Annotated in this window: 21 protein-coding genes; 11 read left to right on the top strand and 10 right to left on the bottom strand. The window is 67.1% G+C overall.

Annotated elements, in window-relative coordinates:
• The first annotated feature begins 11 nt into the window (after positions 1-11).
• Complete coding sequence (locus DMB37_RS00505) at positions 12-665, top strand: hypothetical protein (protein WP_135230930.1); 654 nt, start codon at positions 12-14, stop codon at positions 663-665.
• 60 nt (positions 666-725) lie between these two features.
• Here the strand turns inward: DMB37_RS00505 and DMB37_RS40895 are convergent, their stop codons facing one another.
• From DMB37_RS40895 to DMB37_RS00490, 3 genes are all read right to left on the bottom strand, one after another.
• Positions 726-1,826, bottom strand: a complete 1,101-nt coding sequence (locus tag DMB37_RS40895; protein ID WP_206055142.1) for a hypothetical protein — start codon at positions 1,824-1,826, stop codon at positions 726-728.
• A 191-nt stretch (positions 1,827-2,017) separates the two neighbouring features.
• The gene (locus tag DMB37_RS00495; RefSeq protein WP_135230929.1) at positions 2,018-2,662 is read right to left on the bottom strand and encodes a DUF1361 domain-containing protein; all 645 of its coding nucleotides are present in this window, start codon (positions 2,660-2,662) and stop codon (positions 2,018-2,020) included.
• A 102-nt stretch (positions 2,663-2,764) separates the two neighbouring features.
• The gene (locus tag DMB37_RS00490) at positions 2,765-3,616 is read right to left on the bottom strand and encodes an alpha/beta fold hydrolase (RefSeq protein ID WP_135230928.1); all 852 of its coding nucleotides are present in this window, start codon (positions 3,614-3,616) and stop codon (positions 2,765-2,767) included.
• A gap of 99 nt (positions 3,617-3,715) precedes the next feature.
• Between DMB37_RS00490 and DMB37_RS00485 the strand changes: the two genes are divergently transcribed.
• Positions 3,716-4,348: a TetR/AcrR family transcriptional regulator gene (locus tag DMB37_RS00485; protein ID WP_135230927.1), complete on the top strand. Its 633-nt coding sequence runs from the start codon at positions 3,716-3,718 to the stop codon at positions 4,346-4,348.
• Between the two features lie 336 nt (positions 4,349-4,684).
• Here the strand turns inward: DMB37_RS00485 and DMB37_RS00480 are convergent, their stop codons facing one another.
• A complete protein-coding gene (locus DMB37_RS00480) occupies positions 4,685-5,659 on the bottom strand; it encodes a YafY family protein (protein WP_135230926.1) in 975 nt (324 codons plus the stop codon).
• A gap of 63 nt (positions 5,660-5,722) precedes the next feature.
• On the opposite strand from DMB37_RS00480, the gene DMB37_RS00475 reads away from it, so the two are divergent.
• Positions 5,723-6,076, top strand: a complete 354-nt coding sequence (locus DMB37_RS00475) for a nuclear transport factor 2 family protein (RefSeq protein ID WP_206055141.1) — start codon at positions 5,723-5,725, stop codon at positions 6,074-6,076.
• Between the two features lie 241 nt (positions 6,077-6,317).
• Positions 6,318-6,803, top strand: a complete 486-nt coding sequence (locus tag DMB37_RS00470; RefSeq protein ID WP_135230925.1) for a DUF488 domain-containing protein — start codon at positions 6,318-6,320, stop codon at positions 6,801-6,803.
• Between the two features lie 198 nt (positions 6,804-7,001).
• On the opposite strand, the gene DMB37_RS00465 is transcribed toward DMB37_RS00470, so the two are convergent.
• The 3 genes from DMB37_RS00465 to DMB37_RS00455 all read right to left on the bottom strand — a co-directional run bounded on the left by DMB37_RS00465 (position 7,002) and on the right by DMB37_RS00455 (position 8,981).
• Positions 7,002-7,862 (bottom strand): NAD-dependent protein deacetylase, encoded by an 861-nt coding sequence (locus DMB37_RS00465; RefSeq protein WP_370465297.1) that lies wholly within the window; start codon positions 7,860-7,862, stop codon positions 7,002-7,004.
• Between the two features lie 23 nt (positions 7,863-7,885).
• The gene (gene lexA / locus DMB37_RS00460; RefSeq protein WP_135230924.1) at positions 7,886-8,536 is read right to left on the bottom strand and encodes a transcriptional repressor LexA; all 651 of its coding nucleotides are present in this window, start codon (positions 8,534-8,536) and stop codon (positions 7,886-7,888) included.
• Between the two features lie 67 nt (positions 8,537-8,603).
• Entirely contained in the window at positions 8,604-8,981 is a 378-nt protein-coding gene (locus DMB37_RS00455; RefSeq protein ID WP_135230923.1) for a VOC family protein, read from the bottom strand.
• A 106-nt stretch (positions 8,982-9,087) separates the two neighbouring features.
• Here DMB37_RS00455 and DMB37_RS00450 point away from each other — a divergent pair, with 106 nt between their 5' ends.
• Together DMB37_RS00450 and fetB are read left to right on the top strand one after the other, a co-directional pair.
• Positions 9,088-9,741 carry an ATP-binding cassette domain-containing protein gene (locus tag DMB37_RS00450; protein WP_240772170.1) on the top strand — a complete coding sequence of 218 codons (654 nt, stop codon included), beginning with the start codon at positions 9,088-9,090 and terminating at the stop codon, positions 9,739-9,741.
• Entirely contained in the window at positions 9,741-10,517 is a 777-nt protein-coding gene (gene fetB, locus DMB37_RS00445; RefSeq protein ID WP_135230922.1) for an iron export ABC transporter permease subunit FetB, read from the top strand. The genes DMB37_RS00450 and fetB overlap by 1 nt, the downstream gene beginning before the upstream one ends.
• Before the next feature lie 14 nt (positions 10,518-10,531).
• Here the strand turns inward: fetB and DMB37_RS00440 are convergent, their stop codons facing one another.
• A complete protein-coding gene (locus tag DMB37_RS00440) occupies positions 10,532-10,984 on the bottom strand; it encodes a MarR family winged helix-turn-helix transcriptional regulator (RefSeq protein ID WP_206055140.1) in 453 nt (150 codons plus the stop codon).
• Positions 10,985-11,180: 196 nt separating this feature from the next.
• Here DMB37_RS00440 and DMB37_RS00435 point away from each other — a divergent pair, with 196 nt between their 5' ends.
• On the top strand, positions 11,181-13,745 hold the full coding sequence (locus DMB37_RS00435; protein ID WP_167768664.1) for an excinuclease ABC subunit UvrA: 2,565 nt from the start codon (positions 11,181-11,183) through the stop codon (positions 13,743-13,745).
• 49 nt (positions 13,746-13,794) lie between these two features.
• Here DMB37_RS00435 and DMB37_RS00430 read toward each other — a convergent pair whose 3' ends face one another.
• Both DMB37_RS00430 and DMB37_RS00425 read right to left on the bottom strand, forming a co-directional pair.
• Positions 13,795-16,068, bottom strand: a complete 2,274-nt coding sequence (locus DMB37_RS00430) for a molybdopterin guanine dinucleotide-containing S/N-oxide reductase (RefSeq protein WP_370465296.1) — start codon at positions 16,066-16,068, stop codon at positions 13,795-13,797.
• 112 nt (positions 16,069-16,180) lie between these two features.
• On the bottom strand, positions 16,181-16,657 hold the full coding sequence (locus tag DMB37_RS00425; RefSeq protein ID WP_135230921.1) for a nitroreductase family deazaflavin-dependent oxidoreductase: 477 nt from the start codon (positions 16,655-16,657) through the stop codon (positions 16,181-16,183).
• Between the two features lie 306 nt (positions 16,658-16,963).
• On the opposite strand from DMB37_RS00425, the gene DMB37_RS00420 reads away from it, so the two are divergent.
• The 4 genes from DMB37_RS00420 (at position 16,964) to DMB37_RS00405 (ending at position 22,203) form a co-directional block, all read left to right on the top strand.
• Entirely contained in the window at positions 16,964-19,249 is a 2,286-nt protein-coding gene (locus DMB37_RS00420) for an MMPL family transporter (RefSeq protein ID WP_135230920.1), read from the top strand.
• 80 nt (positions 19,250-19,329) lie between these two features.
• Positions 19,330-20,268 carry a TIGR03621 family F420-dependent LLM class oxidoreductase gene (locus tag DMB37_RS00415; RefSeq protein ID WP_135230919.1) on the top strand — a complete coding sequence of 313 codons (939 nt, stop codon included), beginning with the start codon at positions 19,330-19,332 and terminating at the stop codon, positions 20,266-20,268.
• A gap of 394 nt (positions 20,269-20,662) precedes the next feature.
• Positions 20,663-21,991 (top strand): family 1 glycosylhydrolase, encoded by a 1,329-nt coding sequence (locus DMB37_RS00410; RefSeq protein WP_135230918.1) that lies wholly within the window; start codon positions 20,663-20,665, stop codon positions 21,989-21,991.
• Positions 21,988-22,203, top strand: a complete 216-nt coding sequence (locus DMB37_RS00405; RefSeq protein WP_135230917.1) for a hypothetical protein — start codon at positions 21,988-21,990, stop codon at positions 22,201-22,203. The genes DMB37_RS00410 and DMB37_RS00405 overlap by 4 nt, the downstream gene beginning before the upstream one ends.
• The last annotated feature ends 46 nt before the right edge of the window (positions 22,204-22,249 follow it).

The raw sequence follows: 22,249 nt of genomic DNA, 5'->3' as shown, positions 1-22,249 counted from the left end.
GTGGATAATCGTTGGCCGAGAAGGTATTTGAAGAGACGCCACCCGTGTCGGGCATGTGCGTGAGCAGGGTAGATCAGCCGCCGAGCCGAGTACGGCTCGGCGGGTTGCTTGCCATCCCTGCGCTATTTGCCGCAACGATCGCGACATGGTTCATTGCCGTGCCCGTAGACGGGTTGGCGGTCCGCTTCTACCGATTCGACGCCATCCCCCTCATGGCGGCCCCGATATTCTGGACGATCGCCGCGGTGCTCTGCTTTGCGTGCGACCCTAGGCTTTCTCGGTACCGCAAGTGGGTGTGGAGAACGTTTGTTGCCGTCGTGACGCTGGTGACGATACCGCTATGGATTTTCACGGCGTTCATAGCAGCCTGGTCCGGCGATGACGGCAACGTCAAAAACATCACGCTGAGCTCCGACGGCCGCCACGAAGCGGTCATGGTGCCTCACCACGCCTTCGATTCCGGCTGCCGCGTATGGCTTCGAGAGCGCGGCGGGCTGTTCAGCAGGCAGGCACTGGTGTGGGTCGAGTACGAAGGGCCCTGCCCCGCACAGATATCCTTCATAGGCGATAGCACGATCAGCGTCACCGAGTTGCACGGTGGGAAGACCCTGACGACGACCTTCGACCCCGACCGAACCTCAGTCGCTGCCGTGTTGTACTCGTAGCGAAGCTACTCCTTCTCGATCCGCAATCGCCGCTCCACGGGACCCGGCCGGACCGACGCGTCAGGTGAGCTGGTCCGGTTCAACCTCCTCGGTTCCGCCGGGGCTTTCGTCCCGCGCGGTGATCGCCACCCCGCGCGCTGCTGTGAATCTGTGGCTGTTGGCTATGGCCCACGTTCTGATCGCGGCGCTCTGTTCCGGATTCATGCGCGGCGTCCAGCGGCCATACCGCACGCTTTCCACGCCCATGCTGTGTGCGGGGAGAAGCCGCGAGAGCTGTTCGAACTGGGTCGGTGTCACGAAGGCCAGGTAGTAATCATGCCCGAAAGCCAGCGACGCCAGGATGGTACCGAGGGCAAAGGTGTGCTCACCGATCTCTTCGAGGAACGCTTGGATGTATCCGACGCGATCGTGCTGGGCATGCTCGGCGTCGAAGGCGGCGACCCAATCCCAGGGCAGCGCCGTGGGATAGGAGCTCAGTGATGTCAACTGCTCGCGGACAGACTGGGGATCGGCGGCACGGGAGATGACCGCTATGCCCGCGACCGCGTCTGGAGATTCGGGGTCGCGAACCGATTCGGCGGCGCCAGGGGTGAGGTGAGCCCGTCGTTGCGCCATGATGGCCCGCACGCTGGACTCGAAATCGGGTTGCTGGCGGGCATAGTCATGGGCGTAGGCCGCGACTTGCGAGGTCTGGCGCACTACGCGGTCCGGTTCGGGTGGGGCGGGCCAGAATTGCAGGAGGTACCGGTCCAGCAGTGGCTCATCGTCGAGTCGGACGTCCTTCTCCCGTGCCTGGTCCATGCCTTGGGCGCAGTACCGCACCCGGTAGTCGAGCCCTTCTTTCAAATCCAGGTCCCAGGAGGCCTCGCCTGCCCACTGCACCAGGAAGCTTCGATCCGAGACCGGGTAGAAGGAGACCTCCACGACGTCTTCCCATGCCGGATCCAGCGGTGGAGCCTGGCCGTGCACTTCGACGGTGAAGCCGACGTCGCCGGTGTGCAAACCGGTGCGCAGGAAGAGCTCGCCGGGTACCGCGGCGCCGCACAGTCCTGAGCTCTGCCCGGCGAACGCCTCGTCCATGCGCGAGTTGATGCCTCCGGGGGCACTCTCAACATAGATCTGGCCGTAGGAGACACCGACCTCGCGCTCGAGTCTGAACACCTCTCACACCATCCCCACCGACGAGCGCCCGCCATGGCCCGGCTGCGGCGCCCCAGATGACGAGGGGACGTTCATCTGGGCAGGATCGGCGCCGGCCAGGGCGAGGGGCTCGGCAGAAGCCTGGTGCGGTCTGGTACTTCGGGAACGGATCATGAGCGGCAGCGTAGAGAAACCCACTGACACGGCGGCCCTCAAACCGCGCGGCGGAGGCGGCGCAGATCGGCCACCGCCGTCTCGACCACCGCCTTGGTCACGAAATGTCCGACGGCGGTGACGAAGAAGGTGGCCACGATGAGGATGGGGGCCCAGGACCAACTGAGGGCGAGGACCATGCGTTCGAAGGTGCCGCGGGGTTGGACGACGGGTTCCCAGCTGTTGAGGCGGGTCCAGCGGCCGAGGAAAACGCCTACCGCGCAGAGTAGGTGCAGGCCGAGGGTCATCGGGGCGCGCCAGCGGGTTCGGCCGATGTGGTCGAGGTAGCGGCCGAGTTCGGCCAGCGCGAGGTAGTAGGCGAGGAAGCCGGAGGCGATGAATGTCGCATAGACGGGCAGGACCGTGGTGACCACCGGGCCGTCACCGAGGAAGCGGATGTCGTCGCGGAGGTGCACGAGGTCGGTGACCACATAGGGCGCGTTGGGCAGGAACAGCACGAACAGCACGGCGCCCGCCCACCACAGTGGCGAGCGGGACACCTTCCGATCGCTACGTCTCCACCGAAACACCAACAGCGCCAACACCACTGGCACCCAGGCCAGGATGGTGTTCCAGGCCAGCCAGACGAAATCTCGCCGGACCACATCCAATAGGCCCGGCCCCACCCGATCGAGTACATCCATGGCGCCATCATGGGCGATCGGAGGCGCCGCGGCGGGCTCTCCGAGCCGGAGGCCACCACATCGCTACAGGCTCACCACACCATCTCCACAGTCGCAGCGGGTTCAGCGAGTCAGGAAGGACTGCAATGCGGTGATCAGCGCGGCCGGATTGTCTTCCTGCACATTGTGTCCCGCGTCCGGCACGACGACGAGTTGCCCGTCGGGGATGCGCTCGACCAGACGTTCCGCGGCGGACTGCGGCAGCACTCTGCTGCGACCGCCGCGCGCCAGCAGCACCGGGACCCGGGACAGTTGCGCGGCCAGTCGTTCGAGTGCGGCGAGGATGGCCGGGAAGTCGGGTGGAGTCAGGTCGCCTTTGGGCACCCAGCCGCCGTCGTCGGTGCGGCGGAACAGTGTGCTCATGCGGTAGGTGACGCCCGCGCGATCGGCGCGCGGACTGACCCGCATCGCGGAGTCCACCACCGTGTCGAGTTCCCGGACCGGGCCGAGCCCTAAGATGAATTCCCTTACTCGCCGGGTGCTTTCGAAGTCGGCGCCGGGGGCGACATCGATGAGCGCGACTCGTTCCACCAAATCCGGCCGCGTGTCGGCGATGTGGGCGGCAACCACGCCGCCGAGCGACATGCCGACGAACCGGACTCGCTCGAAACCGAGATGGTCGGCCGCGGCGGCGACGTCGGCCGCCATGGTCTCGATCCGGTAGTCGTCGGACCACTCGCTGTCACCGTGCCCGCGCAGATCCAGCGCGACCAGCCGGACAGCGCCGCGCAGGCCGAGGCAGACGAAGTCCCAGGTATGCGCGGTCAACGCCCCGCCGTGCAGCAGGATGGTCGGGAATCCCGTTCCACCCCAGTCGAATCCGTGCAATCGGCAGCCCGCGCGGGAGAAACGGAAGTCGCGCGGCGGTGTCGGATCGTGGATCGGGACACCCAAGGCCGCCGCTCGCTCGGTCATCGACGGAATCGTGGATTGTCCTCGCACGGCGCCACCTTCCTTACCTTGAGTATCCAAGGTAATGGATACTACCTTGGATACTCAAGGTAATATTTGCGGATGGCCACCCGAGTGCGACGCAAACCCGATGACGCCAAGCGACTGATCCTCGAGGCCGCGGGCAAGCTACTCGCCGCGGGCGGCCCGGCCGCCGTGCAGGTGCGCGCCGTCGCCGCCGAGATCGGGGTCTCCGATGCCGCGGTCAACCACCACTTCGGTACGCGCAACGGACTATTGGAGGCACTGCTGCGTTTCGGCGGCTCCAAGCTGAAGGCCGAACTGCACACGGTCCTCGCCACGTGGACCGACGGACCCATCGAACCCGCCGAGCTGGTGCGCGCACTCGCCGCGCTGTACGCCGACGGGTACGCAGAACTCGCGCTCGCGCTGCACCGCTCCGGCTGGCGCGACGCCGGAAGCGGGCTGCTCGACGAGGTGGTCGACCGGCTGCACAGTCAGGCAGAGCAGCACTGCACCGCGACCGGTCGAATTCCCCCGCCGCGTGAGGCGATTCAGCTGACGATCGCCGCGCTGCATCAAGCTGTCGCGACGGATCCGCTGTTCGGAAACGAATTCCGCAGGAGCGTCGGGCTGGACGCGTCGGCTCGTGAGCGCATGCTCGACTGGTGGACGGAGATCTTGCGCGCGACGGTCGCCGGGACCGAAGGGGCGACGGCGCGCTCGACGAGCTAGGGACAGCCGGTTCCTCAGGAAATCGTTTCGCCGAGATGGACGAGTTCGGTGATGGGGTCGGCGCGAGGCGGCCACAGCTCACGGGGCAGGTGGTGGCCCATGCGCTCGGAGGCTTGCCGCAAGTCCCACCCGCCCGATGCCGACAAAATCACCTCCGTCCGGCATGCGATGCCATCTTGCACGAGCCGCAAACTAGTCGCGACATAGCTTTTCAGCTGGCGATTCTTTCCGGATTCCACGCCGTCGCGGCGCCCTCTGCGGTGCAACCGTCATATCGGCTGCACGCAATGCCGAATTGCACTCGCCGCCAGAAGCTTCGATAGCAGACGACGACGCTCAGGGTGACAGTTCGTAGCGGGTGGCGATTGCGGTGGCACGGTCGCGCAAGGCGGTGCGCAACCATTGTGGGGACAAGGCTTCGGCGTTGGTGGCGAGTTGCCATAGTGCCCATTCGGCGTGGCGGGGGTCTTGAAAGGTTGCTTCGAGTCGTAGCCAGCCGTCGGCTTCGGTTTCTTCGGCGCGGACGGTCAGTGCGGTGTCTACCAGTTCTTCGCGGCGGGCCGGGTTCATGCGTAGTAACACGGTGACTTGGTCGCCGCCGGTTCGGAATTGCGTGCTGCGTTCCTGCCAGGCCTGGGATAGGTCCACGCGGTCCGGTCGCTGGGCGGGTTCGGGGAGTTCTTCGGCGGCGAGGATTCGGGACAGTCGGTAGGTGCGGTCCGCGCCGGACTTGGTGGCCAGTAGATAGCCCTGGCCGCGGACGGTGACCAGGCCGATCGGGTCCACCGTGCGCCAGGTCGGGTCCTGGCCCACGGCCGCGTAGTGGATGCGCAGCTTGTGTCCGGCGAACACCGCGCGCCGGACCTCGGTCACCACGGTGTCGGGCACCTCCTCGGCGACTATGCGGCGCGAGAGCAGATCGGTTTCCGGTTCGATGAGCAATCGCTGGGCCGCGTCGTTGGCGGTGGCCCGATAGCTTTCGGGGAGTGCGTCGACCACCTTGCGCATGGCCGAAGCCAGCGCCGAGCCGAGGCCGAAGGCCTGTGCGCCGCGCCGTGATCCGGCGACCAGTAGGGCGAGTGCCTCGTCGTGATTGAGTCCGGTGAGCTCGGTCTGGAAACCGGGGAGCAGGGCGAATCCGCCGTGCCTGCCGCGTTCGGCGTAGACGGGCACGCCGGCTGCGGACAGCGCCTCGATGTCGCGCAGCACGGTGCGCGTGGACACCTCGAGCTCGCGGGCCAGCGCGGTCGCGGAGAGCCTTCCGTGCTGGCGCAGCAGCAGCACCATCGAGACCAACCGGTCGGCGCGCATGGGCAGAATTATGCCAGGAATACACGACACAGGATGTCGTGATTCGTTGAGAGGCTTAGGAGTATGACAAACAAGAATGTGGCCACTGACCCCAACGACCTGGGCAAGTACTTCATCGAGCGCGCCAACGCGGGCGACGTCGACGGACTGGTGGCGTTGTACGAGCCGAACGCCGTGCTGGCGTTCCCGCCCGGCAACCTCGCGACCGGACATGCGGAGATCCGGAAGGTGTACGAGCAGTTCGTCGCGGCCGCGCCCGTGCTGACGCCGGGTCGGCAGCATCCGGTGCTGATGAGCGACGATCTGGCATTGACGGCATCCACGCTGACCACCGGCGAGGTGGCGGTCGAGATCGCTCGTCGTCAGCCGGACGGGTCGTGGTTGTGGGCGCTCGACCAGCCGGTACTCATGCCGTAGTGGAGCCGGGCGGTGGGCTCGGGCGAGCCCACCGCTGTGGGGCAGGTAGCGGAGCGGCGCCGAGCTGACCGAACTCGTGCTGGGTGTCGCGATCCGAGCGTGCGGCGCCGCGTCGAATGTCAGATATGGGCTGGGCTGACGGCGCCGATGGCGGCGGATTGCCCACGCTTGGTTCGCAATCCACACGGCGAGCGCCTTGCCATCCCGGCGCGGCTTCGCCACCGAGTTGGGCAGGTACTGGATGAAACGAATTGCGACGATCGGGGTCTACGGTTTCACGGCCGCAACCTTCATCGAGCAACTCACCGATGCGGGCGTGGGATTGCTGCTCGATCTGCGCCAGCGCCGCGGCGTTCGGGGCGCCGAGTACTCCTGGGCGAACTCGGCGCGGCTCCAGCAAGCGCTCGCCGCGGCGGACATCGGCTACCGGCATGTGCGGGAGCTGGCACCGACCACCGAGATGCGCCACCTCCAGTACCGCGAGGACGACCGCCAAGGTGTCGGCAAACGCAACCGCGTCACGCTGGCCACCGAGTACGCCGAGCGCTATACCCGGGAGATCCTCGACCCGTTCGACCTCGGCACGCTCGTGGCGGAGCTACCGAGCGGCTCGATGACTGCGCTCTTCTGTGTCGAGCGCGATCCGCAGGCCTGCCATCGCTCGCTCGTGGCCGCCCGCCTGCATGTCGAGCACGGACTGCCGGTCACCCACCTGCACCCGCACTAAACGCTTTTCGCCGCGGTCGCCGCCGACCCCGGTGCCCCGCCGGGTGCGCACCTGGCCACATGCGGCGTGACTGAGGCGGCAACCCTGGTCTGGGGTCGGCGGGACGAGTCGCACGGGCAAACCCCCCACCGGGGCACGCGCAAAGTTGACACCCAGTACGCACGACGCTGCCGGCACACCGTGCCCGCCGGCCAGTACTCACCCTGCCGAGGACAAAACGCGTACGTCCCCGAGCGCGTCGGCGAGCGCGACCAGCGCATTCGAGCATCCGGCGTCGAGTAGGCACGTGGCCAGCTCATCCCCGCGGGTGGTCCCCCGGTTGACGATCACCACTGGCCGACCGGTTTTCGCCGCGTGCCGCACGAACCGCAATCCCGACATCACGGTCAGCGACGACCCCGCGACCAGCAGCGCATCTGCCTCGTCGACGAGTTCGAACGCCGCCGCCACGCGCTCCTTGGGCACGTTCTCCCCGAAGTACACGATGTCGGGCTTGAGCATTCCCCCGCAGCTCGCGCAGTCGACCATCCGGAAACTGTCGGTGTCCGCGACGACCGCATCGGCATCGGGGGCGACTTCCACCCCGTTCGTCGTCGCGCCCTCGGCGAAACCCGGGTTCGCGGTTTCGAGCCGCTCCGCCAACGCCATCCGCGATATCAACGCCTCGCACCGCAGGCACCGCACTCGCGCGTAAGTGCCGTGCAGGTCGATGACCCGCCGGTGTCCGGCTTTGGTGTGCAGCAGATCGACGTTCTGGGTGATCAGCCCGGTGACCACACCCATCCGCTCCAACCGCGCCAGCGCGCGATGCCCCGGATTGGGCCGGGACGCGTCCATCCGCCGCCAGCCGATGTGGTTGCGTGCCCAATACCGCTGCCGGAACACCGGATCGCCGACGAACTGCTGATAGGTCATCGGGTTACGCGGCGGCGAGGCCGGCCCGCGATAGTCGGGGATGCCGCTGTCGGTGGACAAGCCGGCACCGGTGAGCACTACCACCCGGCGACCGGCGAGTACCTCGACCAGCCGCTGGACATCTGGCTCCGACATGTCCGACATCAGTTCAGGGTACGACGGCCCGTTCAGACGCGGCGCATGACCGAGACCACCTTGCCCAGCACAGCGGCCTGATCACCGTCGATGATCTCGTAGGCGGGGTTGCGCGGTTCCAGATACACATGCCCGTTGCGCCGCCGGTACACCTTCACCGTGGCCTCGCCGTCGATCATCGCCGCCACGATCTCCCCCGAGTGCGCCTCGTTCTGCTGGCGCACCACCACGATGTCACCGTCGCAGATCGCGGCGTCGATCATCGAGTCGCCGCGCACCCGCAGCCCGAACACGGTGCCGCGGCCGACGAGCTGGCGCGACATGGTCACCATGTCGTCGGTGTGTTCCTCGGCGAGGATGGGTGTGCCCGCGGCGATGTCGCCGACCACCGGCACGGCCACCGAGTCCTCGTTGGTCTCCCGCGGCGCCGACCCGTTCAGGAACATCCGCACATCGATCGGCCGCGACATCGTCTCGCTGCGCCGCAGGAACCCCTTCTCCTCCAGGCTGTTCAGATGCTTGGACACCGACGACGACGAACGCAACCCCACCGCGTCCCCGAGCTGCCGGGAGTTCGGCGCGTAGCCGTGCCGCACCACCCAGTCCCGGATGGTGGCGAGGATCCGCTGCTGGCGCTCCGGCAGCCGGGAAGTGTCGAGATGCTCGAGGTCGTCGTAGGTCACCGGGGCATCGTAGAGGTCGCCGCCGATCGCACGGCCGCACAGCCCATTCCGGTGGAGTGTCGCGCCCTCAGCCGAGGCCGCGTTCGGATGTGCTTCGCTCGACACAGAATTCGTTGCCCTCGGGATCGCGCAGGGTGACCCAGCCCAGACCGTCGGCGGTGCGGTGATCCTCGAACAGCGTCGCGCCGAGCCCGATGACCCGCTCGACCTCCTCGTCGCGGGTGCGTTCGGTCGGCACCCAATCGAAGTGGATCCGGTTCTTCACCGTTTTGCCCTCCGGGACCCGGATGAACAGCAACCCCGGCACCGGCTCGGGCGCGACCAGCAAAGCCTCGTCGTCGTCTGCTTGGTCCTCGTCGGAGACGGGCCAGCCGGTGACGTCGCTCCAGAACGAGGCGAGCTTGTACGGATCGGCGCAGTCGATGGTCACGTGGCGCAGCAGCATGGCAGCGAGCCTATCGGTGGCCCGAGTGCCGATGCAGCACAATAAAATCGCCGCGCTGTACCGGCCGATGTGCGTCGGCGCGCGCGACGCGTAGCAGGATTGCCGCGTGCACACCTTCGTCCTGGACCGGGTCGGCGCGGTCGCCGACTCGACGCCGCTGCTCGTCGACCTCGACGTCACCATGTCCGGTGGCCGATGCACCGCGGTAGTCGGGCCGAGCGGTACCGGCAAAACCACGCTGTTGCGATTGCTCAACCGTCTCGCCGAACCGAGCAGTGGACGGATTCTGCTCGACGACATCCCGATCACCGAACTCGATGTGCCTGCGCTGCGCCGTCGAGTCGGGTTGGTGCCGCAGCGCCCGGTGCTGCTGGCCGATGTGGTGGCCGACGAGCTGCGGGTAGGGTGCCCGGACTTGTCGACCACGCAGGTCACCGCCCTGTTGGGCAGGGTCGGGTTGCCGGAGTCGTTCGCCGAACGCCGGTGCGTGGAGTTGTCCGGCGGTGAGGCGCAACGGGTGTGCCTGGCCCGCGCGCTGGCCGTCGAACCGGACGTGTTGCTGTTGGACGAGCCCACCTCGGCGTTGGACGCGGTCGCCGCCACCGCCGTGGCCGAGCTGATCCGCGCGCACGCCGACGCGGGTGGCACCGTGGTCCTCGTCAGTCACGACCAAAGTTTCGTGCGGACCGCCGCCGACGACATCCTGATACTCGACGACAAACATCTGGTCCAGGACGATCAGATCGATCGGAACCCGTGATGGCGGAGGGTCTTTCGGTCCCCGACTGGACCGGCGTCTCGGCCTCGCTGCTGCTGGTCGCGCTGGCCGCCTTCATCGCCTACCGCCAGCACCTGAAGCTGACCCGTGAGCTGGTGATCGCCGCGATCCGGGCCGGAGTTCAGCTGGTCGCGGTGGGTGCGATCCTGCTGGTCGTGTTCCGGCACACCGCATTACCCGGTGCGTTCGCGTGGGTGATCCTGATGGTGATCATCGCCGGGCAGGTCGCGGGACGTCGAGGTGCGGGCTTGCCGCAGGCGCGGCGCGCCGCGACGATCGGCGTTGCGGTCGGTGCCACGATCACCCTCGGCGCGCTCGTACTGCTGGGGGTGATCTCCACCGAACCCCGCGTGGTGGTCCCCGTCGGCGGGATGGTCGTCTCCGGCGCGATGCAGGCCACCGGTATCGCGTTGCGGCGGATCCGGGAGGACGCCAGGCAGGCCCGGCCCGCCATCGAAGCCCGATTGTGCCTGGGATTGCCTGCGCGGCAAGCGTTTCTGCCGCATCGGCAGTCCGCGCTGCGCACCGCACTCGTGCCTGCCATCGACTCCACCAAGGTGGTCGGCTTGATCAGCCTGCCCGGCGCGATGACCGGACTCATCCTGGCCGGGGTCGACCCGCTCACCGCGATCCGCTATCAGATCGTGGTCATGTACATGCTGCTCGCGGCCACCGCACTGGCTGCGCTCGCCGCCGCGAGGGTGGCCGAACGCGCGTTGTTCGACGACGCCCAGCGGCTCGTACCCCTCCCCGACTGACCGCAGCCGAGGTTCTAGGACTTGCCGTCGGCGTCGCGTGCATGCCCGGCGGCGCGGAGCGTGGCGAGGGCCGTGGTGACCGTGTGAATCGTCTGATGGTCGAGTACCGCGCCGATGCGCTGTTGGAGTTCACCTTCGAAAACGACGGTGGCACGGTCGAGGACCTGCCGTCCGGTCGGGGTCAGCACGACGAGAGATGATCGGCGGTCGTCAGGGTTCGCGCGGCGTGCGCAGTAGCCGGCCGCCTCGATTCGGTCGACCACTTTGCTGGTGCCGCCGACAGTGATCGAGAACTCCGCGGCGATGTCCTGCACGCGGCTACCGCTGTGTCCGGCCAAAAATCGCAGGATCTCGAACCAGGTCAGCTGGAGATCGCATTCGGTACGCAAGGTCGCGTCGATGGCGTTCCACAGCTCGATCTCGTATCGAATCAGGTTGTCGTACAACGACTTCGAGTCGGTTGTCATCACTATTCCATTGGTCCGTGGTCGTAGCGGACGGCCCCCATCGGGTTGCGAGCACAACGTTAGCAAACTATATTCCATGGAAGCAACTTCCGTGTTTGCGTATTTGCTCGACCACATGGACGCCCTTGCACGGCGAACACCCGCCTCCGCAGCGGCCGGTGCCGGACCCGATTCCCCGCTCGACCAAGGAGGCGCTATGACCAGCGACGACGGCGACCCGGTGCCGACGGGCGCACCGGATCGGGCACGACTCGACGCGCAGCCGCCGGCGATCGAGGTGCACGGCGCGAAGGTCCACAACCTGAAGGACATCGACGTGTCGGTGCCGTTGCGCACGCTGGTTGCGGTGGCGGGCGTGTCGGGGTCGGGCAAGTCGTCGCTGGCTATGGGGGTGCTGTATGCGGAGGGATCGCGCCGCTACCTCGAGGCATTGTCGACTTACACGCGCCGCCGCATGGCGCAGGCGCCACGCGCGGCCGTCGACAGTGTCGAGCACGTGCCCGCGGCGCTGGCGTTGCGCCAGCGGCCGGGTGTGCCCGGGGTGCGCAGCACCTTCGGCACCTCGACCGAGCTGCTCAATGTGCTGCGGCTGATGTTTTCGCGGCTCGGATCCCACTGCTGCCCGAACGGTCACCGCCTCGAACCCACCATCGACGTGGCGCTCGACCTCGAGCTGACCTGCCCGGTGTGCGGAGCAACGTTCTATCCGCCGGGCGCGGAGTCGCTGGCCTTCAACTCCGACGGTGCGTGTCCACGATGCTCGGGGACCGGGGTGGTGCGCGAGGTGGACGAGAACACGCTGGTGCCCGATCCGTCGCGCAGCATCGAACACGGCGCGGTGGCCCCGTGGTCGATGTTCGGATTGACGGTGATGCCGCAGGTGGTCGCCGAGATGGGCGTGCGCACCGATGTCCCGTACGCGGATCTGACCGCCGCCGAACGCGACATCGTCATGCACGGACCCGCCGAGAAACGCAATATCAAGGTCGGCACGAAGAACGGCAAGCTGTTCGAGATGAACTTCACCTACCGCAACGCGGTGCGATCGGTGCAGGAGGCGCTGAACAAGGCCACCAACGAGCGCGGGCTCACCCGGGTCAACAAATTCATCAGCGCCCAGGTCTGCCCCACCTGCCACGGCACCCGGCTCAGCGACAAGGCCCGCGAATCACAGGTGGACGGCATCGATCTCGCCCAGGCCACCACCAAGACCCTCGACGAACTCACCGCGTGGGCACCCACCCTCGAGCCGACCCTGCCCGCGGAAATGCGCCAGATGGCACGCAATCTCGTCGACAAACTCCTCGAGATGGCACGCCGACTGCTCGACCTGGGATTGGGGTACCTCAGCCTGGACCGGGCGAGCTCGACCCTGTCGACCGGTGAGCGCCAACGCGTGCAACTGGCCCGCGCGGTACGCAACCAGACCACCGGGGTGCTGTATGTCCGCGACGAACCTTCCATCGGCCTGCACCCCTCGAACGTGGATGGCCTGCTCGGGGTGATGCGGGACCTACTACGCGACGGCAACTCGGTGATCTGCGTCGACCACGACGTCCAAGTCCTGCGCGAAGCCGACTGGCTCATCGAGATGGGCCCGGGCGCCGGTAGCGAAGGCGGCCGCGTGCTCGCCATCGGCAGCCCCGCCGACCTCGGCACCGACCGGGCCTCGTTGCTCGGCGGATTCCTGAACGGCCGGGAACCGGTGGTCGTGCGGTCGCGCACAGGCGGCGGCGAGATGTTCGATCGCGGTCGTATCCACCTGGCGACCCAGCCCCTGCACACCGTCCATGCGCTGGATGCGGACATCCCGCAGGGGCGGATAACCGCGGTCACCGGCGTCTCCGGCTCCGGCAAAACCACCCTGATCCTGGAAAGCCTGGTCCCCGCACTCGCGGCGCGCATCGCGGGCGACCCGCTGCCCGCCCACGTCAGCACCGTCGACGCACCGGGCATCACCCGCGTCGACATGGTCGACGCCACCCCCATCGGCATCAATGTCCGCTCCACCGTCGCCACCTACAGCGGCGTCCTCGACGATCTGCGCCGCGCCTATGCCGCCACGCCCACCGCTGTCGACCGTGGGCTCACCGCCGCGGACTTCTCCTACAACACCGGCTCGCTGCGCTGCCCCCGCTGCGAAGGCACCGGCCAAGTGTCGCTGGATGTGCAGTTCCTCCCCGATGTCGACATCGACTGCCCCGCCTGCGCGGGCACCCGGTACGCGCCGACCGCACGAGAGATCTTGCGCCCCATCCCCGGCGATGCCGGAATCTCCCTGCCCGACTTGCTCACCCGCACCGTCACCGAGGCCGCCGGGCTCACCGCCGACATCCGCCGGGTCCGCGCGCGGCTGCACACCCTCATCGACCTCGGACTGGGCTATCTCACCCTGGGCGAAGCCACCCCGGCACTGTCCGGCGGCGAAGCACAACGGCTCAAACTCGCCACCGAACTCGGCCGCAACCAGAGCGACACCCTGTTCATCTTCGACGAACCCAGCGTCGGCCTGCACCCGCTCGACATCCGCACCCTGCTTGCGGTTATCGGACGCCTCAACGACAACGGCGCCACCGTCCTCGTCATCGAACACGACCTCGACATGATCGCCAACGCCGACTACATCATCGACATGGGACCCGGCGGCGGTGCCGCCGGCGGACGCATCGTCGCCACCGGAACCCCCGGCGAGATCGCCGAGAACTCCCACAGCATCACCGGCCGCTATCTTGCTGAGCACCTGAAAAGCGCGACCGGGTAAGCCGATAGATCCAGCCGAACTTCACACGTCACCGAATGCGTTGCGCCACTTACCGAATCGTGCGCGGCGGACGATCGACAGCCAGCTCCGGCACCGCACCGGTGTACCGCTCGATCTCGACCAGCGACAACTGCCCGGTGCAGCCTTGACTGAGCTTCGAGGAGGGACGGTCCGCGATCAATACGTTCGGATTGCCGTGGCGGCAGAACGCGGGATCGGCCGGGTCCGGGTCGTACCAGGCGCCGGTGGACAGCTGCGCTACCCCCGGCCGGACCGCGTCGTCGACGATCAGCCCAGCCAGGCAACTGCCGCGCTTGCTGACAATACGAACCACATCGCCGTCGTGCAGGTCACGGGCGGCGGCATCCTCGGGATGCAACCGCACCGGTTCACGACCGGTGACTTTGCTCGATTGGCTGTACGCACCGACATCGAGCTGACTGTGCAGCTTGGCACGCGGCTGGTTGGCCACCAACTGCAACGGGAACTCGGCCGCGGCCGCACCACCCAGCCATTCCTCGGGTTCCAGCCACACCGGATGGCCGGGGCAGTCCGCGTACCCGAAGCCCTCAATGGTCGCCGAGCAGATCTCGATCTTGCCGCTCGGCGTGCTCAGCGGGAACTGGTCCGGGTCGGCCCGGAAGTCCGCGCCCAGGACCTGATTCGGGTCGGGTACCGGCAATTCGAGGTGCTCGCTGGCCCAGAACGTGTCGAAGTCCGGTAGGTCGTGCCCGGCGTGGCGCAGCCGCCATTCCTCGTACAGGTGGCGCAGCCATTCGCCGACGGTGCGGCCCTCGGTGAATTCCTTGCCGACGCCGAGGCGTTCGGCCAGCTCGCCGAAGATGGCGTAGTCGTCGCGCGCGGTGCCATGCGGCTCGGTGAGCGCCTTCATCGCGAAGAACACTCGATCCCCCGCGCCGTAGTCGTCGCGTTCGATGGTCATGGTCGCCGGCAGCACGATGTCCGCGTGCCGCGCGGTCGCCGACCAGAACGGATCGTGCACCACCACGGTCTCGGGCCGGGCGAACGCCGCGCGCAGCCTGGCCAGATTCTGATGGTGGTGGAAGGGATTCCCGCCCGCCCAGTAGACCAGCCGGATATCGGGATACACCAGGTGCTGGCCGTCGTACTCATAGGATTGCCCGGGGTTGAGCAGCATGTCGGCGATTCGCGCGACCGGAATGAACGTGTCGACCCCGTTCGGTCCCTGCGACAGTCGCGGCGGCGCGAACTCCTGGGCAGGCTCGCCCAGACTGGCCGCCGAGCCGTAACCGTGCCCGAACCCGCCACCGGGCAGCCCGATCTGGCCGAGCATCGCCGCGAGCACCACCCCCATCCACAACGGCTGCTCGCCGTACTGCGCACGCTGCAACGACCAGCTGACCGTCACGAAGGTCCGTGCCGCCGCCATCTCGCGCGCGAGCGCCCGGATACGTTCAGCGCTCAGTCCGGTGAGCGACTCGGCCCACTCCGGCGTCTTGACGATCCCGTCCGCCTCGCCCCGCACATACCCGACGAACCGCTCGTAGCCGACGGTGTACTTGTCCAGGAATTCCTTGTCCGCCAAGCCTTCCGCGTCCAATACCTGCGCCAGTGCGAGCATCAACGCCGTATCGGTGCCCGGCCGCGGCGCCAGCCACTCCGCTTCGGCCTCCGCCGGGATGTCGTCGCGCAACGGTGAGATCGATACGAACCGGCAGCCCCGCGCCCGCGCTGCCCCGATCCACCCACGGGTGTTGTGCCGCGACACACCGCCCGGCGACACCGCCGAGTTCTTCGGCGACAACCCGCCGAACGCCACCACCAGCTCCGCGTGCTCGGCGAGCACCGCCTTCGACGTCGCCTGCTCCAGCACGAAACCGAGGTCGCCGATCACATGCGGCAGCAAAACCTGCGACACCCCGAGGCTGTAGCTGTTGACGTGCCGCACATACCCGCCGAGGCAGTTCAGGAACCGATGCACCTGGCTCTGCGCGTGATGGAACCGTCCCGCACTCGCCCACCCGTAGGACCCGCCGAACACCGACTCCGCACCGTACTCGCGGTACACCCGCCCCAGCTCACCGGCGAGCAGATCCAGCGCCCGCTCCCACGACACCGGCACGAACGGCTCATCACCACGTCCTGGAGCGCCGGGCCCGTGCTCCAGCCAACCCTGACGCACATATGGTTGATCGATCCGGGTCGGGTGGTGCTGGGCGGAGGCCACATTCTCGATCAGCCGCATCGGCTCCGGATCCTCGCGCCACGGTCGAACAGCCGTCAGCCGTTCACCGTCGCTGTCGGCCTCGAAAGCGCCCCAGTGCGTCAGATGCGTGGTCACCAAGACACCGTAACCCGACCGTCCGACAAAGTGGCGGCCACGTCTACCGCACCGAAAACACGCGACTTACGGGCGCTGCGAACACTTTTCGCTCAACCACGGTCGAGTCGGGTCAAACGCGGCGCAGCTCGAACATCCGGAACTGACGACCGCCGGAGAGCTCGTACTCCATCTCGTAACCCGGCCAGAACTCGACGGCCAGATCCCACGCGGGTTTGCGATCGACGCCGGTGAGCTCGGTGACGCTGACGGTGAACTGCGCACCCTTGTGCCGCACCGTGGCGGTATCGGCGGCCCGGAGATTCGCCGACCACACCGGATGCTTGGGACTGCCCCAATTGGACCCGAGCACGAGGAAGTTCGCACCGCGCGGCACATACAGCAGCGACGTGGTCCGCGGTATCCCGGTCTTGCGACCCGGCACCGTCACCTCGATCGAGGGCAGGCCGACCACATCCAGCACGCCCATCCGCCCGTCGGTCCAGCGCCGAACGGCGCGCTCCACCGGAATGACGACCGGCGCGGTGCGCATGACCCAGCGCTGTCGGGCCAGCCGTCGAGCGATCGGAGGCAGCGGATTCGACACCATCCTCGAATGGTGACACGTCGCCGTCCCAGCGCCGCATCGGCGGGCCGGACCGAGGGGCAGATCACATCGGGGACGGCGCAAAGCCGTTGACAGACAACGTTCCACGAACGACAAACCGGCCTTGACCCGCGCGTCCACTGCCCGATTTCCATGTAAAACTCTCAGGAAGATCGCTCCGCACCGCCGGTACTTTGGAGAACGCGCACATCGGGCGCGACCACCGGAAGGATGCAGTCTCTTGATGATCGGTGCCCTCAGGCCGCTCCGCACACCGTCGACCTGTCCGCACTTACGAAGAGCCGCCTGATGTTCGCGCACTGGGGAAACTTCGTCCACCGGTTCCGATTCGTCGTCATCGGCCTCATCGGCGCCGCACTGCTCGCGCTCGGCGCGTACGGGTCGGACCTGTCCGGGCATCTCAGCTCCAGCGGCTTGGACGACCCCACCTCCGAATCCGCCGAGGCCGCACGCGTATCCGACGACGCGTACCTGCGCGACCACCGCGCCGACGTCCTCGTGCTCTACACCGCACCGCCGGGCGTATCGCTCGACGATCCCGCGTTCAGCGGCAAGATCGTCGACAACCTCAACAGCCTGCGCCGCGAGCACCCCGACGAAATCCTCGCGATCAACGGCTCGTATTGGCGCACCGAGACCGGCCAGCAGCAACGCAGCGCCTTCGGCCGACCCGAACTCGGCCGCGCCTTCGCCTCCATTGCCATCAAAGGCGACACCGACACCGAAATGGTGAACAACTTCCGGAAAGTGCGCGAAGCCTTCTACATTCCGGGCATCGACGTGCAGGTCGCCGGCCTGCAACCGGTCGCGGGCACGCTTACCGACTCACTCGACGAGGACATCCGTCTCCTGGAAGTCGTCGCCTTCCCAGCGGTCGCAGTCTTGTTGTTCTTCATTTTCGGCGGATTGGTGGCCGCCGCCCTGCCGCTGATCGCCGGCGGGCTCACCGTGCTCGGCGCCAACGGCATCGTCCGGTTCATCACCGAATTCACCGACGTCAACTCCTTCGTCTCCGGCGTCGTCTCGATGATCGGCGTCGGCCTGGCCATCGACTACGGCCTGTTCATCGTGAGCCGATTCCGCGAAGAACTCGCCGAGGGCTACGACACCCAGACCGCGGTACGCCGTGCCGTGATGACCGCAGGCCGCACCGTGGTGTTCTCGGCGACCATGATCATCGTCAGCCTCGGCGGCCTGCTGCTGTTTCCCCAGGGATTCCTGAAATCCATGGCATACGGCTCCATCGCCACGGTCTCCCTCGCCGCACTCACCGCACTCACCGTCCTGCCCGCGATGCTGAGCATCCTCGGCCCACGCGTGGACATGTTCGGTCTCAAACGTTTCGGCAGAACCAAGACCGCCGACGAGGTCGAGAACAGTTTCTGGGGCCGATCCACCCGATGGGTGATGAAGCACCCCAAGCGAATTGCCATCCCGATCGTCCTCGGCCTGCTGCTACTGATCATCCCCGTGAAGAACATCGCCTTCGGCGGCTTCAGCGAAACCTATCTGCCACCGGACAATCCGACGCGGCTCGCACAAGAAGCGTTCGACGACACCTTCCCGCTCCGTAAAGCCGATCCCGTGCAACTCGTGTTCATCTCCGAGGACAAGAACACCCGCGGCATCAGCGATGTGGTGAAGCAGGCGAATCTGGCGCCAGGCCTCGTCACGCCGCCGGCTGCGGACGGCCCCTTCGGCACGCCCTCCCCCTCGACCATCCGCCCCGGCGTCTACAAAACAGAGGCGACCCTCTCGGTCGAAAACGCCAACAAGACCATCGACTACCTGCGCTCGCTCGACGTACCCGACAACGTCACCATGCTCGTCGGCGGCCAGCCCGCCATCCAAAAGGACTCCATCGACGGCCTTTTAGGCCGCATCCCATTCATGATCGCCGTCGTGCTGTTCCTCACGACAATGCTGATGTTCCTCACCTTCGGCTCGCTGATCCTGCCGATCAAGGCCGCGCTGATGAGCGCGCTCGGCCTCGGCACCACCCTCGGCATTCTCACGTGGATATTCGTCGACGGGCACGGCGCCGGGCTGCTCAACTTCACCGCGCAGCCGATCAGCTCGCCGGTCCTGGTGCTGATCATCGCCATCATCTACGGACTGTCCACCGACTACGAGGTATTCCTCCTGTCCCGCATGGTCGAAGCCCGCTCCAAAGGCGCGACCACCACCGAGGCCATTCGCATCGGCACCGCACACACCGGGCGGATCATCACCGCGGCCGCGCTCATCCTGCTCGTCGTCACCGGCGCGTTCGCGTTCTCCAAATTGGTGATGATGCAGTACATCGCCTACGGCATGATCGCCGCCCTCATCATCGACGCGACCATTCTGCGCATGCTCCTGGTGCCCGCCGTGATGAAACTCCTCGGCGACGACTGCTGGTGGGCACCCGCCTGGATGAAACGCATCCAACAGCGCGTCGGGCTCGGCGAACCGGTCCTCGACGACGAACACCCCGCCAACCGCGACATGACCGACCTCGTCGAAACCACGCCCGTCACCGACCCGGTCACCGTGCGGCTCCCCGTCGTCACCGCGGATCAGTCACGCCGCTGAACCCGAATTCGCCCTCAGCGGAATCACTTACGGCATCCGATCGGCGGAATTAGCGTGGGCAGCTCGAAAGGAGGTCGAGCATGAACGCTCCGATCAAGTTCTCCATGACCGCCAACATGATCGACGTAGGGTCCTGGCCGGACTTCGCCAGCGGCTGCGAGCAGGAGGGCTTCGACGCGCTGATGGTGCCCGACCATCCCGGCTCGTTCGCGTCCCCGTTCGTGGCCCTCGCCGCCGCCGCGACGGCCACCGAGACGATCCGGCTCGGGACCAACGTGGTCAATGCCGGGATGTGGGAGCCGTTTCTGCTCGCCGGCGAGGTCGCCACGCTCGATCTCGTGTCGAATGGGCGGGCGCTGTTCGGGATCGGCGCGGGACACACCCCCGCCGAATGGACCATGCAGGGCCGCGAGCATCCGTCGGCGGCGGCACGGGTAGCCAGGATGGTCGAAGTCACCGACACCACGCGGCGGCTGCTCGGCGGTGAGACGGTGACCTTCGCGGGCGAGCACGTCCAACTCCGGGACGCCGTGCTGGCTCGGCCACGTCCGGTGCAGAAGCAGGTACCGGTCCTCGTCGGCGGCAACGGGACCCGCGTGCTCCGGTATGCCGCCGAAACCGCCGATATCGTGGGCTTCTCCGGACTCGGGCGGACCCTGGCCGACGGCCGCAACCATGAGACCCGCTGGGGGCTCGACCAGATCGACGCGCAGGTCGACCTCGTCCGGGACACCGCCGCCGCGGCGGGCCGGACACCCGCGTTCGAGGCGCTGGTGCAGCACGTGGAGATCACCGACGACGCCGAGGCGGCCTGTGCCCGGTTCGCCGAGGATGTGCCGAGCACCAGCGTCGCAGAGTTGCTCAGCGCGCCGTTCGTGTTGATCGGCACTGTGGACGAGTTGGTGGCCGAGTTGCGTGCGCATCAGCAGCGCTGGGGGTTCGAACGATTCGTCATGCGGGCCGCCGCCCGTGCGGCCGGCGCCCAACTCCTTGCCGCACTCTCCTCCTCGGAGTCGTAGCAGTCCGCCCGGCACGGCCCGCTCCACTCCTGGCTGGTGAGTGGGCTGTGTCGGGTGGTTTCGCATTGGTGGATTTGTGGGTTGTTTCTATTGAACCGTTTGTATGCGTAGATGCGCATATCTAAGTAACTATATGGTTTTAATCGACTTCAACCTTCCTGCTTGGATCCGTCCACCCGCCACCGCACTTACGAGATGCGCACTACCTGAGCCGAAGTCGTGGCGTTGCCACCACCTCCCCTACCCCGCAGGAAGAGCCGAGCCCTTACCTCCTCCACTACCCCGCGCGGTACATCAGCTCGACGCACCCCACAGATCCCCCGAAACGGACATACGACCAGTTACGCTGTCCCCCAGGTCCATAGCCCCGGTCATTTCGTTGAACAGGAGCTCGATGCGATCACAGCGTCCTCGCCGCGTCTTCGCCGCCCTCGCGGCGGCCACCGCCGCGCTCCTCGTCGCCGGCACGGCGGTCGCTGCCGCACGCCCGGATCCACCGGCCCAGGTCGCACCGCTCGGCGCCGACTTCCTGTGGGGTGTCGCGGCATCGGGATACCAGGCGGAAGGCCATGCGCCCGACAGCAACTGGTCCCGGTACGTCGCGGCCGGGAAAACCACTGACCCGTACCGTGATTCGATCGACTTCGTCAACCGGTACCGCTCGGACATCGCCCTGGCCGCCCAGCTCGGCGTGCAGGTCTATCGAATCGGCCTGGAGTGGGCGCGAGTACAACCGCGGCCCGGCGAATGGGACGAGGCCGGACTCCGCTTCTACGACAACGTGATCGCCGCGATCATCGAGGCGGGCATGCGGCCGATGCTCACCATCGACCACTGGGTGTATCCGGGCTGGGAGGTCGATCGCGGCGGCTGGCGCAGCCCTGGGATCGTGGCGGACTGGCTCGCCAACGCGCGGCTGCTCGTCGACCGCTACGCCGCGAACGACCCGCTGTGGGTCACCTTCAACGAGCCGATGGTCTACATCGTCAACGAACTACGCAAAGGCGGCCTGTCCCCCACCGACGTGCCGGCCATGCACGACCGAATCGCGCAGGCCCACAACGGCATCTACGACTACATTCACGGCGTGCAGCCGGGCGCGATGGTCACCAGCAACGTCGCCTACATCCCGACCGGCGAGGACGTGATCAACAAGCCGCTCATCGACAAGATCGGCGCGCGCCTCGACTACATCGGCATCGATTACTACTACGGCCTCTCCCCCGAGAGCCTGCTGGCCGGCCCGCCCGACTTCGAAAAGCTCTGGACCCAGCCGCTACAGCCGGAAGGCATCTACTACGCCTTGCAGCACTACGCCCGCCAGTTCCCCGGCAAACCGCTCTACATCGTGGAGAACGGTATGCCGACCGAGAACGGCGCACCGCGCGCCGACGGCTACACCCGCGCCGACAACCTGCGTGACACCGTCTACTGGCTGCAGCGCGCCAAGGCCGACGGCATGAATCTGATCGGCTACAACTACTGGAGTCTCACCGACAATTACGAATGGGGTTCCTACACTCCACGTTTCGGTCTCTACACGGTCGACGTGCTGACCGATCCTACGTTGACTCGTCAGCCCACCGATGCGGTCCCCGCCTACGCCGCCATCACCCGGGCGGGCGGCGTCGCTCCCGACTACCGGCCCACCCGGGCGCCCCAGAACTGTTCCCTCGTCGACGCCGCGGCCAGCTGTCTCGACCCGGTCACCGTCCCGCGATGACCGGTGCGCACGAAACCTCCGATGCCACAGCGGTATTGCGGCGCTGGGAAGAATCCGGCGCCGTGTGGCGGGTTCTCCGGCGCAGTGCCGGTCAGGTAACCATCGGTCTGTATGAGTGCACGGGTGGTCAAGAAGTCGACCGCTTCACCTCGACGGATCCCGCACTGCTGCGGTTCCTCGGCAACCGCTCGGGCAACCAGGACCTTGACTGAACCGCTTGCGGTTAACGGGAAATGAACAGCCCGACCGTCGAATGTC

This window comes from Nocardia sp. CS682 (genome assembly GCF_004634405.1).
Lineage (GTDB): Bacteria > Actinomycetota > Actinomycetes > Mycobacteriales > Mycobacteriaceae > Nocardia > Nocardia ninae.
The sequence above is the reverse complement of the archived record's forward strand: the minus strand, read 5'-3'. Positions and strand labels throughout refer to the sequence as shown.

Excerpts from the sequence above, each read along its gene's own strand:
- DMB37_RS00495 (WP_135230929.1), bottom strand. The coding sequence starts at position 2,662 with ATGGATGTACTCGATCGGGTGGGGCCGGGCCTATTGGATGTGGTCCGG.
- DMB37_RS00490 (WP_135230928.1), bottom strand. The coding sequence starts at position 3,616 with ATGACCGAGCGAGCGGCGGCCTTGGGTGTCCCGATCCACGATCCGACA.
- DMB37_RS00485 (WP_135230927.1), top strand. The coding sequence starts at position 3,716 with ATGGCCACCCGAGTGCGACGCAAACCCGATGACGCCAAGCGACTGATC.
- DMB37_RS00480 (WP_135230926.1), bottom strand. The coding sequence starts at position 5,659 with ATGCGCGCCGACCGGTTGGTCTCGATGGTGCTGCTGCTGCGCCAGCAC.
- DMB37_RS00475 (WP_206055141.1), top strand. The coding sequence starts at position 5,723 with ATGACAAACAAGAATGTGGCCACTGACCCCAACGACCTGGGCAAGTAC.
- DMB37_RS00470 (WP_135230925.1), top strand. The coding sequence starts at position 6,318 with ATGAAACGAATTGCGACGATCGGGGTCTACGGTTTCACGGCCGCAACC.
- DMB37_RS00465 (WP_370465297.1), bottom strand. The coding sequence starts at position 7,862 with ATGTCGGACATGTCGGAGCCAGATGTCCAGCGGCTGGTCGAGGTACTC.
- DMB37_RS00455 (WP_135230923.1), bottom strand. The coding sequence starts at position 8,981 with ATGCTGCTGCGCCACGTGACCATCGACTGCGCCGATCCGTACAAGCTC.
- fetB (WP_135230922.1), top strand. The coding sequence starts at position 9,741 with ATGGCGGAGGGTCTTTCGGTCCCCGACTGGACCGGCGTCTCGGCCTCG.
- DMB37_RS00440 (WP_206055140.1), bottom strand. The coding sequence starts at position 10,984 with ATGACAACCGACTCGAAGTCGTTGTACGACAACCTGATTCGATACGAG.
- DMB37_RS00435 (WP_167768664.1), top strand. The coding sequence starts at position 11,181 with ATGACCAGCGACGACGGCGACCCGGTGCCGACGGGCGCACCGGATCGG.
- DMB37_RS00425 (WP_135230921.1), bottom strand. The coding sequence starts at position 16,657 with ATGGTGTCGAATCCGCTGCCTCCGATCGCTCGACGGCTGGCCCGACAG.
- DMB37_RS00420 (WP_135230920.1), top strand. The coding sequence starts at position 16,964 with ATGTTCGCGCACTGGGGAAACTTCGTCCACCGGTTCCGATTCGTCGTC.
- DMB37_RS00415 (WP_135230919.1), top strand. The coding sequence starts at position 19,330 with ATGAACGCTCCGATCAAGTTCTCCATGACCGCCAACATGATCGACGTA.
- DMB37_RS00410 (WP_135230918.1), top strand. The coding sequence starts at position 20,663 with ATGCGATCACAGCGTCCTCGCCGCGTCTTCGCCGCCCTCGCGGCGGCC.
- DMB37_RS00405 (WP_135230917.1), top strand. The coding sequence starts at position 21,988 with ATGACCGGTGCGCACGAAACCTCCGATGCCACAGCGGTATTGCGGCGC.